Origin of the sequence: Enterobacter sp. DSM 30060 (genome assembly GCF_013375955.1) — a bacterium.
Classification (GTDB): domain Bacteria; phylum Pseudomonadota; class Gammaproteobacteria; order Enterobacterales; family Enterobacteriaceae; genus Enterobacter; species Enterobacter intestinihominis.
Genome location: NZ_CP056118.1, coordinates 4,110,220 through 4,123,565 on the forward strand (window position 1 = coordinate 4,110,220; position 13,346 = coordinate 4,123,565).

Here is a 13,346-nt window from a genome sequence, read left to right on the forward strand (position 1 = left end):
TCCTTAGCGAAACACGAGGAAATACATTAAGAACACGTTCACCAACAGCAAGGTTAACGCGGTCGGGATCTGGATCTTGATAACCTGATATTTGTCTTTTAGCTCCAGCAGCGCGGCGGGCACGATGTTGAAGTTGGCGGCCATCGGGGTCATCAGCGTGCCGCAATAGCCTGCGTACATGCCGATAGCCAGCAATGGTGCCGGGTTACCGTGATGGACGTTAATCAGGAATGGCAGAGCGATACCGGCGCTTAACACCGGGAAGGCAGCGAAGGCGTTGCCCATAATCATGGTAAACAGCGCCATTCCCACGCAATAAATGACCACCAGCATGAAGCGGCTGTCCGGGTTCACAAACAGGCTGACCACCTTTTGTACCGATTCGCCAGTATTCGCCACCACAAACACCCCGCCGAGCATGGCGAGCATCTGCGGCAGGATCACCGCCCAGCCAATGGTATCGACCAGCCGACGCGACTGACGAACCGCATGCAGCGGCGTACCTTTTGTCAGCCACCAGCCGGTGAGGATAGCCGCCACGCAGGCCACGCACAGCGCCGCCAGCGTAAGCTGCTTCTGGTCGAGCAGATAGACACCGCCAATCGACACGCCTTTCATAAACAGCGTCCCGATGACCGTCACCACCGGGATCATCAGCGCGGGCAAGAATAGCCAGTTTTTCAGCCGGTGTGATGAGGCAACCCGCTCCTCCTCGGTGGACATTTTATAATGCCCCTTCCCGACCAGCCCGAAACCGGCCAGTAGCGCAATCACGATAACGGCGCCGCCAATAATGCGATACGCCAGCGACTTACCCAGCTCCTGCACCATCAGATCGCCAAACAGGAAGATCCCGCCAAACAGAAACCAGAACAGCGCGGTGGTATAGCGTTTCGGGTTAGCGCGATCGCGAAGGGTCATCACAACCAGCAGCATCACGACAAAGCCGATCAGGTAGTACACGCGGTTAATGGTGATAAAGGTCATCATGGTGCGATCTCCTGCGTACCCTGCTCTGCTCTCCAGGCCATCACGTCGCGACGAATGCTGGCGTCGAGGCGCAGCAGACGCGTCATATGGATGACCAGTGCCGCAATAGCGGTCGGAATGGCCCACAGGCCGATATGCAGCGGTTCGATCCCCTCGATCCCGTTCTCTTTCAGGAACGCATCAATCAGCAGTACCGCGCCAAAGGCGATAAAGATATCTTCCCCAAAGAAAACCGCGATATTGTCACAGGCGGCGGCATGGGCTTTGATTTTGTCGCGGATAGTCTGCGGCAGTTCGCCGTATTCATTCAGGGCCGCCCCTTCGGCCATCGGCGCCAGCAGAGGACGCACCGTTTGTGCGTGGCCGCCAAGCGACATCAGGCCCAGCGCAGCCGTCCCTTCGCGGGCAACAAAGTAGAGCATCAGGATACGCGCCGAGGTAGCGCTGGCGATCTTCGCGACCCAGGCCTGGGCGCGCTCTTTCAGCCCGTAATACTCCAGCAGGCCAATCACCGGCAGGATCAGAATGAAAGTGGCGAGCGATCGGCTATTCACGAACTTTTCGCCAAAGGTTTCCAGCAGCATACCGAAATCCATGCCAACCAGCAGGCCCGTTGCCAGCCCCGCCACCACGACAACCAGCAGCGGGTTGAAACGCAGTGCAAAACCAATAACCACCACCGGAATCCCGATAAGTGGCAACAGTGTAGAACTGTCCATAAACGTTACCCTATCCAAAGTGAGCGTTGCGCGCCGACGGCTATTTTTATACTTCGCAGCAGAGCGAAGCCGGTGCATTACGGCGCGCGATGTTGTGTTTTGCGTCAGGCTCCACAGAACCTGCACTAAAAAGCTATATCTGAACGTCAAAAACATGTAAACAATTTATCAATAAAATGTTCTTGTTTTATCGACGGGTTTACATTCTGGAGAAAGGATCGGTATGACGACAAAGAAAACGAAAACAGCGTTAAACCACGACGATATTGCGGACGGGCGTATCGTCTCCTCCCGCCATCTCGTCTCAGAGCGATGTGCCGAACTGTCGGAGCTGGAATATGCGCTGATCATGACCAGCAATGCGTTTAACAAATGGATGGTGCGCTGCATGACCGCAGCAGGTGAACCGGATATGGGCGCTTTCGACGTCTCGCTTCTGCACCACGTAAACCACCGCAACCGCAAGAAAAAGCTGGCCGACATCTGCTTTGTGCTGAACGTGGAAGATACCCACGTGGTGACGTATGCGCTGAAAAAGCTGGTAAAGGCGGGTTACGTCACCAGTGAAAAAGCGGGGAAAGAGCTCTTTTTCTCGACGACGGAGGAAGGCAAAGCGCTGTGCATGAAGTACCGGGAGGTACGGGAAGCCTGCCTGATCAACATTCATGCGGAAAGCGGCATTCCGGGCGCGTCGATTGGTGAGACCGCGCAGTTACTCCGCGCGATCTCCTCCCTGTATGATACCGCCGCACGCGCGGCGGCCTCGCTTTAAGGACGGCGGAAAAGCGTTATGCTCCGCCCGACCAGTTCATAATCGACGGATTCCGTGATGATTTCCCCTGTGGGGGCATCATCCGCCGTCGAAAGCTCCAGCACCCAGCCCCCTTCGCCAAACTGCGGGATCTGAAATGGCACCGTGCCTTCAAACGGGTTAAACAGCATCAGCACGTCGTGCCAGATGCCCTCTTCCTGCTCAAGATCCGGACGGCTGATGGCAAGACCAAGGGTGGAACCCTCGTCCCACTGCTCAGACTGCTGCGGTCCGCCACCGGCGTTAAACCAGCGGATCTCAAGCCCGTCGCGCCAGTTTTCACGGCGCAGCAGCGGCTGCTCAGCGCGCAGAGCAATCAACCGACGGGTAAAGTCGCGCAGCTTCTCGTCGTTTTCAGAGAGTCCTTCCCAGTTTATCCAGGAGATCTCGCTGTCCTGGCAATAGCCGTTATTATTGCCCTTTTGCGTCCGGCCAAACTCATCACCTGCCAGCAGCATCGGCGTGCCGTGGGAGAAGAAGAGCGTGGTGAGGAAGTTGCGCTTTTGCCGCTCGCGGGTGGCGATGATATCGGGGTTCTCCGTCGGCCCTTCTTCACCGTAGTTATACGACCGGTTATCGTTATGTCCGTCGTTATTATCTTCCCCGTTATCGGCGTTATGCTTCTCGTTGTAGGATACCAGGTCGTTCAGCGTAAAGCCGTCATGCGCGGTGATAAAATTGACGCTGGCCCACGGACGACGTCCGCGCAGATCGTACAAATCACCGGACCCTAACAGACGGGCGGCAAAATCGTTAGAAACGTTATCTCCCTTCCAGTATTCACGTACCGTGTCGCGGTATTTGTCGTTCCACTCGCCCCAGCCTGGCGGGAAGCCCCCCACCTGATACCCCCCTGGGCCGATATCCCACGGTTCACCGATAAGCTTCAGCTTCGACAGCACCGGATCCTGGGTCACGGCATCAAAGAAGCCGCCGCGCGGGTCAAATCCCTCCGGCTCGCGTCCGAGAATGGTTCCGAGGTCAAAGCGGAAACCGTCAATCTGCATCGATTCCGCCCAGTAACGCAGGGAGTCCATGACCATCTGCAACACGCGCGGGTGCGAGGTGTTTACGGTGTTCCCGGTGCCAGTGTCATTAATGTAATACCGGTGCTGATCCGGCATGGTGCGGTAATAGCAGAAGTTATCAATCCCCTTAAACGACAGGGTTGGTCCCAGCTCGTTGCCCTCCGCCGTGTGGTTATAGACCACGTCTAGGATCACCTCGATGCCCGCGTCATGATAAGCACGCACCATGTCGCGGAAACCCTGGATCCCCGCCGGGCCGTAATAGCGGGACGCTGGCGCAAAGAAACCGAGCGAGTTATAGCCCCAGAAGTTTTTCAGGCCGCGATCGAGCAGGTGCTGATCGTCCGGGAACCAGTGAACCGGTAGCAGCTCGACCGAGGTAATGCCGAGGCTTTTGATGTACTCCACCGAGGCTTTATGCCCCATCCCCTCAAACGTACCGCGCAGTTCAGGCGGAATAGCCGGGTTAAGCTGGGTAAAGCCTTTAACGTGGCTTTCATAGACCACGGTATGCGGCCACGGGATATCGGGCCGGCGTGAGTCCTGCCAGTCAACGGCATTGGGGTCGATGACCTTACATTTGGGCGTAAACGGCGCGCTGTCTCGCGTGTCAAAACTGAGATCCAGCTCGTCGTGTCCCAGCTCATAGCCGAAGTGGGCATCGTTCCACTCAATTTCACCTACCAGTTCACGGGCATAGGGGTCAATAAGCAGCTTATTGGGGTTGAAGCGGTGACCGTTCTCCGGATCGTAGGGGCCGTAAACGCGGTAGCCATACAGCGCCCCCGGTTTCAGGTCCGGCACATAGCCGTGCCAGACCTCATGGGTATATTCCGGCAGTTCCAGACGGGCGATTTCTGTTTTTCCCGAAGGATCAAACAGACACAGCTCCACCCGCTCCGCGTGGGCAGAAAACAGGGCGAAGTTCACCCCTTTTCCGTCATAATTTGCGCCCAACTGTTGGCCATGACCGGCCCGAATTTCAAACGTTGTATCCTTTGGCATTTTTGTTCTCCTCGATTATTCGCAGGTAAGCAGAACCAACAAACATCCCTTTTCAGACGTTAAATCCAGCGTCTCTGGCAGAAGGCGACGCTCACCGGTAAACAGATCCCGGTAGTGCTTCCCGGCCAGCGCCTGGGGTATGGCCACGGTAGTATTGGCCCACAGCATCGCATTATCGGTGACGTCAAACACCAGGCGCGGCACGGCGACGATCAGCGCCTCGTCATCTTTGATGCGGGCATAAACGATCAGATTCTCCTCCCGCTCGCCGGTTACCTTCAGCGGCAGCCAGTCGCCGTAGCGGAAAAGCGCGGGGTAATGTGGCCGAAGCCGTAACAGCGTGGCGGTGACGTACTGCTTCACGCTGCCGTCTCGCCAGCGTTGCGCATCGTTAAAAACGGTGCCATCCGTTACGCTGAGGTTTTCCGTCAGTGCGGCAAAATCCGGTTCGCGGCGGTTATCCGGGTCGACGAGGCTGAAGTTAAGCCCCTCGCTGCCCTGGTAGATGTCCGGTACGCCAGGCGCAGTCAGTTTGATCACCGTCTGGCTCAGGCTGTTCATTAACCCAGCCCGAATAAACGGCTGGAGTGCGGCACTGAAATCACGCAGGAACAGGGTGTTATCCGGGGAAAGCAGATGGCGCACGTAGTCCAGGACCACGCTCTCGTAACCTTCGTTGCTGTCGATCCAGTCGGTACGCTGCTTGGCCTCGCGCAGGGCTTTCTCGATAAAGCCGAGGAAACGCTCTTCCAGTGACTTAAGGCCATCACGATCCTCAGGCGACAGGGTTGCTGGCCAGACGCCCGCCAGCGCCTGGAAGATCATCCAGGTGTCGGCGGCGTTCGGCGCGGTGCCATCGTTGAGGAATCGGACCTGCGTCTGGTTCATCTGCCGCCAGCGCGCCAGATTTTCTCCCCACAGATCTGGCGCTTCCGTCAGCGTATACAGACGAGCTCGTGCATCCTCGCCGCGTTTGGTGTCGTGGGTGGAAGTTCCCAGCAGCGCATCGGGCTGGCGGGCAAGTCGAATGCGCATCTCCTGATGAAAACGGGAAAGTGAAAACGCGCGCGGCGTCGGGTCGGCGCCGACTTCGTTCAGGGCCAGCTCCAGGTTATGGCGGAAGAACAGCGTATCCTCTACCGATTTCGCCATCAGCGGCCCGGTCAGCTGCTGAAAACGGGTGCGGAAAAGCGAGGCCAGCGCGTGGTCATGCTCCGGCAGATCGCCGGAAAGAATACGCACAATCAGACTCAGAGCGGGTTCAGAGGTGTTGACGCTGGCGACCACGCGACTGAGCAGCGCCACATCCGGTGGCGTCAGCCCCTGTGCGGTGCCGTAGGTGCGATACACCGGAAACGCGATAAGCAGCTCGCGCAGGGCATGGCGGATATCCTCATGCTCCACTTCGGCACCGTTATGCCCGGCCAGCTCGCTGGCTATTTTGAGCAGCGTGGTAAATTCACCTTCAAAATTACGATCGGTCATCAGGCCTTTGGCGTTGCGAAGTTCCGCCTGCCTGTCAACGGTCGTACCCAGCGTCTCGTCGTAGAGCGTCTCCAGCCGCGAGAGGTTGGTATCATCCACCAGCACTTCCGCCAGGGAGGCGATAAACTCATAGCCCGTAGTACCTGAGATGGGCCACTCCGGAGGAAGCTGTTCCCCTTTGGCGAGGATCTTCTCTACCGTGATGTAGCAATCCGGTCCGGTCGCCGCACGTAGTCGCTGCAAATAGCCCAGCGGATCGGCAAGCCCGTCCACATGGTCAATGCGCAGGCCGTCGACAACCCCGGCGTGGACAAGCTCAAGGATGAGGCGGTGCGTGTCTGCGAATACCGCCTCATCCTCTACCCGCACGCCGACCAGCCCGGTGATTTCAAAAAAGCGCCGCCATGAAAGCTGTTTCGGCGCTTCCCGCCAGGACATCAGCCGCCAGCTTTGCGCCTCGTGGATCTCAGCGATGCTCTTGCCTTCGGCATACGTGCCGGGATTAAGCGGATAGGCGGTATCATAGTAAACCAACGCCGCGCTGTCAGTGACACTGTCACGTTTCAGGGTGATAGCCCCCCGCTCCAGCTCGGCTTCAAAGGTGTCGCCAAGAAACGGCAACGTCAGCGGTCGGGACCAGTCGATATCAAAATATGCCGCATAGCGGCTCTGCCGACCATGCTCGATAACATCGCGCCACCAGCGGTTTTCCAGCGAGGTCGACATATGGTTAGGAACGATATCCAGAATCAGGCCCATTCCCGCATGCTTTAATGCTGCCGCCATGCGGTCAAACCCTTCCCGCCCGCCAATCGCCGGGTCGATTTCGTTGGGGTCGGTCACGTCATAGCCGTGGGTGGAATCCGTGGTTGCGGTGAAAACAGGCGACGCGTAAAGATGGCTAATTCCGAGGTCTTTCATATACGGAATCAGGTCCACCACGCGATCGAAGGTCATGCCGTTGCGAAACTGAATTCGGTAAGTAGAGGAAGGGATCATAGCGCTGCTTCTCCATCAGCAAAGCGAACAACAATGCTGTTCGGCGGCAGGTTTTCGACTGCCTCCGGCCAGCTAAAGATCGTTTTTCCGGGCAGGTCCGCTAAGGCGAGGGGCTTTTTGCCGATATTCAGCGCCAGCGACAGCGTACCGGACGGAAAACGCCAGCTCACGGCAACCATGCCGAGCGCCGTTTGCAGGACGTTACCCTCCACGGCGCCTCGCTGTTTCAGTAACGGGACGATAAAGCGTTGACGCAGCGCAATCAGTTCGCGCGTAACGTGCAGCCACGCCCTGCCTTCCTCTGTGTCTGCCTTGTTCCAGTCAAGCTTCGACCGCATAAAGGTATTTACGTCATTGGGATCCGGTACGGTTTCATCGTGCCCGGCATGGCCGGTAAACTCTTTCGCGCGACCCTCCCGCACGGCTTTCGCCAGGTCGCCGTGGAAGTCGGTGAAAAAGAGGAACGGATGCGTTTCGCCATACTCCTCACCCATAAACAGCAGCGGGATATGTGGCGACAGGAGCAGCGCCGCGAATAGCACGCGCGTTTTCTCCGCCCCAGCCAGAGAGATAAGCCTCTCCCCCTGGGCACGGTTGCCGACCTGGTCGTGATTCTGAATAAAATCGACAAAAAACTGCGGTGGTTGCTCGCGACACTCTACCCCGCGCGATTTCCCGGTCTGAAGCGAGATTTCCCCCTGGTAGACAAAGCCCTCTGCCAGCGCCCGCGCCAGCTTTTTCTCCGGCTCAAAGGCAAAATCCTGAAAATAGGCGTGTGATTCCCCGGTCGCGAAGACATGCGCGGCGTTGTGAAAATCATCATTCCATTCGGCGGTGAAAAGCGGCGTCTGACCATGTTCATCGCGCGGATGCAGGAAAATCACGTTGCGACTGTCTTCGGTGGTCAGATGGATATGCCGATCCGGAAAGGCGTCGCGGATCCGTTGCGCTATCTCGGGAAGAATATGGGTCTCAGCGTTGTCATGGATCTGGTCGATGGCGTCGAAGCGCAGACCGTCAAGATGATACTCCGAGAGCCAGAATAACGGCGCCTCAGCGATGTATTGCCGGACGGCTTCAACCTCATAGGCAATACCGTTGCCCCACGGGGTCATACGATCCTGATGGAAAAACGCCGGCGAGAGCAACGGCAGGTAGTTCCCTTCCGGGCCAAAGTGGTTGAGTACAATATCCAGCACCACGGAAAGCCCGAGCGCGTGGGCGGCATCGATGAAGGCATGAAAATCATCCGGTGTGCCATAAGCTGAGTGCGGGGCATACAGCAGTACGCCATCATACCCCCATCCGCGCGCGCCCCCGAACTGGGACACGGGCAACACTTCCAGTTGCGTAATACCCAGTTCGGCCAGATAAGGCAATTTATCGATGGCCGCCCTGAAGGTTCCTTCCCCGGTGAAGGTGCCGATATGCATCTCGTAGATCACCGTCTCTTCCCATGGCCGCCCTTGCCATTCCCGCTGTGCGGGCAGGTTGTGACGCGGGTCGATTACCACCGACGGGCCGTTGACGTCAGCCTGTTGCGCGCGCGAGGCCGGATCCGGCACCGCCATTCCATCCTGTAAAACAAACTGATACGGCGTACCGTGTCTGACGCCGGGCACGTCAACCTGAAACCAGCCGTCGCCCACCGCCGCCATCGGAATGTCGGTGTCGGTTAAACGCAACGTGAGATCTTTCTGCCCTTCTGCCCAGACGCGAAAACGTACAACGTCATCGGATATAAACTCAGCACCCCAGTGCCTGCGACATGTTCTGAATTCCATTCATTGTCCTCGAATGACCACATTTTACGCGGAACGAAATACAAGCTTAGACCAGGATGAACAGAGTGTTATGCCAGCAGGGTATGCCGCTTCGTCTATTATCTATTTATAACTCCCACTTAAGGAATACTATGCATATTCGAAAAGGATTAAGCACCGACCTCGCCCGTCTTGAATGTTGTGATTTTTCTTTTACGGTCGATGAGATTGCCAGAGAACCTTTTCTCAATGGTGATTTGCATATCGAGGCGCTAACCGATCCTTATCATAAAACCTATGAACTGGATCTCCAGACGCTGGAAAATCATTGCGTTAATCCCGATTCAATATTTCTTATCGCCGAAACGGATGACGGTGAAATCGCCGGTTTTATTACCGCGTCCTGCAACTGGAATAAATTTATTTCGGTGGATTACATTGCCGTGGAGCGTTCAAAACGCCGAACGGGCGCGGCGCACAAGCTGATGTCTGCCACCCACGTCTGGGCGCGAAGCCTCAACGCTCCCGGTTTACGGCTGGAGACGCAGAACGTTAATGTTTCTGCCTGCCTTTTCTATCGTCACTATGGGTTTATTCTGGGCGGTTACGATCGTTACCTTTACAACGCCCTGCCGGAAAAAGATGAGGTCGCCCTTTTCTGGTATTACATGCTGGCTTGAGAAAATATTTTATATCCGCCACTGGAATATAGATTTGTCTGAATTTGTCAATTTTGCCCGCTTACGTTTAATTAACGACTAATCTTGGAATTCACTATTAAGGAGGCCGGTATGTCTACAGGAAATAATCACACGCTGCATTACCCTCGTCCACCGTTTGCAGAACAACCGCAAAGGGCTCCCGGGCTGGCATCGGAAATGAAGCCAATACCGGATCATGGTGAAACAAGTTATATCGGGTCAGGAAAACTGGCAGGAAAAAAAGCGCTGATTACCGGCGGTGATTCCGGCATAGGTCGCGCGGTAGCCATCGCCTATGCCCGTGAAGGTGCAGATGTCGCTATTGGCTATCTGCCGGAAGAGGAGTCCGATGCGGCATCGGTCATTGCGCTGATTCAGGCCGAAGGCCGTAAAGCGGTCGCCATTCCCGGCGACATTCGCGTGGAGTCCTTCTGCGACACGCTGGTGGAAATAGCCGTTGCCGAACTGGGCGGCCTGGATATTCTGGTGAATAACGCCGGACGCCAGCAGTACTGTGAATCTATCGACGATCTCACCACGGCAGATTTTGACGCGACGTTTAAGACCAACGTCTATGCCCCCTTCTGGATCACCAAAGCTGCGCTGCGCCATTTGCAGGAAGGTGCCGTGATCATCAACACCACTTCCGTTCAGGCGTTTAAACCGAGCGCGATCCTGGTGGACTATGCGCAGACCAAAGCCTGTAACGTGGCCTTTACCAAGTCTCTGGCCCAGCAGCTGGGACCGCGTGGTATTCGGGTAAATGCCGTCGCGCCAGGTCCATACTGGACGCCTCTTCAGTCCAGCGGCGGTCAGCCTCAGTCTAAAGTTCAGAAGTTCGGGGAAGATACGCCCCTGGGGAGACCGGGTCAGCCGGTTGAAATCGCACCGCTGTATGTGCTGTTTGCCTCCGATTCCTGCTCATACGCTTCCGGGCAAGTGTGGTGCTCTGATGGCGGTACCGGCGTGCTGTAAAGCATCCTCTCAGACCTATCCATTTCATGGATAGGTCACATTCACTCCCCTGCTGTTCTCAAAAATCGCAGTTGAACTATGATGAACTTACTATTAAGGAGCCCATCATGTTTACTGTGAAAAAACTTGCGATATCAACCCTGTTGACCGGTTCAGTTTTATTCTTTCCAGCGATCCACGCGGTGGCCAGCGTTCCGCAGCATGTAGTGAAACAGCAGGCTGGCGGCTACAGCGTTCAGGTTGGCGACAGGATTATCACCGCCTTTACGGACGGCAGCGTGCCGCAGGATCTGCACGCCTTACTGCGCCGGACGACGGCGGAAAATACCGATGCGTTACTGGCCAAAAACTTCCAGGCCAATCCGGTGGAAGCATCGATTAACGCGTTTTATATCGCCTTGCCCGGTCACAAAATCCTGGTGGATACCGGTTCCGGTCAGCTCTTTGGCCCCGGCAAAGGCGGGCGGCTAATTGAAAGCCTGGCGACCCAGGGCATCAAACCCGAAGATATTACCGATGTTCTAATCACCCATGCGCACTCCGATCACGCCGGTGGTCTGGTCAAAGACGGTCAGCGCGTGTTTACCCACGCGCAGGTCTATGTCGGCAAACCGGATATCGATTTCTTCTTTAACGTCGAGAACCAGAAAAAATCGGGCTATGACCAGAACTACTTCGATGTCGCGCACAAGACATTAAAGCCTTATCTGGATGCCGGAAAAGTGAAGACTTTCTCAGGCACCGAACAGCTTCTGCCGGGCATCAGCGGTACGGTTCACCCGGGCCACACCCCAGGTTCCGCGTTTTACACGCTGGAGAGCAAAGGTGAAAAAATTACCTTTGTCGGCGACATCATCCACGTCGCCGCAGTTCAGTTCCCGCAGCCCAACGTGACGATTGCTTACGATGAGGATCAGGACGGCGCCGCCCGGGTGCGCAACGCAGCTTTCGCTGAGTTTGTGAAAAACAAAGATCTGATTGCGGCGCCACATCTGCCTTTCCCCGGGATCGGCTATGTGACGAAAGGTGAGCGGGAAGGCTACGCGTGGGTCCCGGTGACCTATACCAACCGTGCCGCAAAATAAGATGTCCCCCTCCGATATGGATATGGACCTGATCCTGACGCTGGATGCGTTACTCAGGGACCAGAATATCACCCATGCGGCCGCGCGGCTGGGCATCAGCCAGCCAGCAATGTCTGCCCGCCTGGCACGCCTGCGCGTGTTGTTTGGTGAGCCGCTGTTTGTCCCTTCCCCACACGGACGTGGGGTGTTACCGACGCCGCGCGCCGAAGCGTTAAGGCCGCAAGTCGCGACGGTTTTGCAGGGCATAGCGGCGATGCTTGAACCCACCACGTTCAACGCGCAGAACAGCAACCGCACCTTTGTTATTGCCCTGCACGAAAACCCGGCGCTAATGCTGGGGGCAGAGTTGCAGAATCAGATTAGCAGTGCGGCACCAGGTATCCGCCTGCGTTTTGCGCTCCCGGAAACCCAGCTGCTGTCAGCGCAGATGGAAAATGGCGATGTGGATATTTATATCGGCGTTAACGCGGGGGCGCACGATGCATGGGTGAGACGCAAACTGTTTGACGATGAATATGCCACAGCCCAGCGGAAAGGCCATCCGCGCGGTACGGGGCCGGTGGATCTGGAAAGCTATTGTAGTCTTTCACACCTGGTGGTTTCATCCGAGGGCGACCCGTTCGCGGGCTTTGTCGATCAGCATCTGGCGGGGCTTGGCCACCAGCGTAACGTGGTGATGTCGACGCAAAGCTATGCGATGGCGCCTGCGATTGTTGCCGGTACCGATTTACTCTGCACCCTACCCAGGCGCATGTTGCTACGCTTTACGCAAACGCTTGATATTTTTCCGCCGCCGCTGGATCTCCCGCCGATCGTCATCGGTATGTACTGGCATCCGAAAAACAGTCAGGATCCGGCTAATCGCTGGCTACGTGAACAGCTTCTTCAGGCCGCCGGACGTCAGGTATGATCGAGGATACTCAGCAATTTTTTCAGGACCTCAGAGCGAATAATCCGGTGGCAAACCAGCGTCAGCTCGCTCTCCCGGAGTCGGTCAAGAATATCCACAAAGACGACGTTTTGTACGCATATCGCCTTCGCTGAAGCTGGCAGCATGGCGATGCCAAACCCTGCCGAGACGAGGCTTATCACCGTGGGGACATCGGTGGCATTTTGCACAACGTCAGGCTGTACGCCCGCGCTGTGGCAGGCATCATAGAAATATTGCTCCAGCCCCATCCCCTCCGGGTCGCGCAGGGCGATCCACTTCTCCTCTTTCACCGACGCAAGCGTCAGCGCGGCGGAGCCCGCCAGACTGTGTTGACGAGGTAAGGCCAGCACGGCTTTTTCCGTTGTGAATGGACGGCTTTGCAGATCGTCAGGCAGCAGCGGTAACGGGGCACGAATAATGGCCACATCCAGCTGGTTGCTTTGCACGCCGGTATAAAGTGTTTGCACGTTTCCCGTCATCATGGAAAGGCTGATGGCTGCCCATTTCTCATGTAAAAGCCGCAGCGCGTCGGGCAGCTTACTGTCGAATATCGCGCTTGAAACGCATCCGAGATTCAGCACGCCCTGTTCCCCTCTGGCCGTCTGTCTGGCATCCAGAATCGCCTGATCGGTCATAAAAATCGCCACTCTGGCTTTACTGAGAAACGCCTCACCGGCTGGCGTCAGCGTCAGGCGACGATTCGCCCGGCTAAAGAGCACTACCCCCAGACGATCTTCAAGCGTTTTGATTTGCTGGCTTAGTGCCGGTTGCGCCATGTTAAGGCGCTCCGCCGCACGATGCATGTGAAGCTCTTCCGCCACCACGATAAAATTGCGCATCAGTCGAAACTGCAT

Annotated in this window: 11 protein-coding genes; 5 read left to right on the top strand and 6 right to left on the bottom strand. The window is 56.6% G+C overall.

Features of this window, described 5'->3' with window-relative positions; genetic code table 11:
* Window positions 1–3: 3 nt before the first annotated feature.
* Complete coding sequence (locus HWQ15_RS19645; RefSeq protein ID WP_063148897.1) at window positions 4–990, bottom strand: DUF979 domain-containing protein; 987 nt, start codon at window positions 988–990, stop codon at window positions 4–6.
* A complete protein-coding gene (locus HWQ15_RS19650) occupies window positions 987–1,709 on the bottom strand; it encodes a DUF969 domain-containing protein (RefSeq protein WP_023306222.1) in 723 nt (240 codons plus the stop codon). Before HWQ15_RS19650 ends, HWQ15_RS19645 begins: the two co-directional genes overlap by 4 nt.
* A gap of 223 nt (window positions 1,710–1,932) precedes the next feature.
* Between HWQ15_RS19650 and HWQ15_RS19655 the strand changes: the two genes are divergently transcribed.
* Window positions 1,933–2,481, top strand: a complete 549-nt coding sequence (locus HWQ15_RS19655) for a winged helix DNA-binding protein (protein ID WP_022648157.1) — start codon at window positions 1,933–1,935, stop codon at window positions 2,479–2,481.
* Here the strand turns inward: HWQ15_RS19655 and glgX are convergent.
* From glgX to treZ, 3 genes are read right to left on the bottom strand one after another with little or no spacing between them, the layout of a single operon-like run.
* Complete coding sequence (glgX, locus tag HWQ15_RS19660; RefSeq protein WP_063148898.1) at window positions 2,478–4,553, bottom strand: glycogen debranching protein GlgX; 2,076 nt, start codon at window positions 4,551–4,553, stop codon at window positions 2,478–2,480. The two genes, HWQ15_RS19655 and glgX, sit on opposite strands and share 4 nt — an antisense overlap.
* A gap of 15 nt (window positions 4,554–4,568) precedes the next feature.
* Window positions 4,569–7,037 (bottom strand): malto-oligosyltrehalose synthase, encoded by a 2,469-nt coding sequence (gene treY, locus HWQ15_RS19665; RefSeq protein WP_063148899.1) that lies wholly within the window; start codon window positions 7,035–7,037, stop codon window positions 4,569–4,571.
* Window positions 7,034–8,821, bottom strand: a complete 1,788-nt coding sequence (treZ, locus tag HWQ15_RS19670) for a malto-oligosyltrehalose trehalohydrolase (RefSeq protein WP_063148900.1) — start codon at window positions 8,819–8,821, stop codon at window positions 7,034–7,036. Before treZ ends, treY begins: the two co-directional genes overlap by 4 nt.
* 131 nt (window positions 8,822–8,952) lie before the next feature.
* On the opposite strand from treZ, the gene HWQ15_RS19675 reads away from it, so the two are divergent.
* The 4 genes from HWQ15_RS19675 (at window position 8,953) to HWQ15_RS19690 (ending at window position 12,471) form a co-directional block, all read left to right on the top strand.
* Window positions 8,953–9,480: a GNAT family N-acetyltransferase gene (locus HWQ15_RS19675; protein ID WP_022648161.1), complete on the top strand. Its 528-nt coding sequence runs from the start codon at window positions 8,953–8,955 to the stop codon at window positions 9,478–9,480.
* Window positions 9,481–9,591: 111 nt separating this feature from the next.
* Entirely contained in the window at window positions 9,592–10,476 is an 885-nt protein-coding gene (locus HWQ15_RS19680; protein WP_063215925.1) for an SDR family oxidoreductase, read from the top strand.
* A 107-nt stretch (window positions 10,477–10,583) separates the two neighbouring features.
* Window positions 10,584–11,561, top strand: coding sequence for an MBL fold metallo-hydrolase (locus tag HWQ15_RS19685; protein ID WP_063148901.1), 978 nt, complete (start codon window positions 10,584–10,586; stop codon window positions 11,559–11,561).
* Window position 11,562: 1 nt separating this feature from the next.
* Window positions 11,563–12,471, top strand: coding sequence for a LysR family transcriptional regulator (locus HWQ15_RS19690; protein ID WP_045622684.1), 909 nt, complete (start codon window positions 11,563–11,565; stop codon window positions 12,469–12,471).
* Here HWQ15_RS19690 and HWQ15_RS19695 read toward each other — a convergent pair.
* Window positions 12,462–13,346, bottom strand: coding sequence for a LysR substrate-binding domain-containing protein (locus HWQ15_RS19695; RefSeq protein ID WP_063148902.1), 885 nt, complete (start codon window positions 13,344–13,346; stop codon window positions 12,462–12,464). The two genes, HWQ15_RS19690 and HWQ15_RS19695, sit on opposite strands and share 10 nt — an antisense overlap.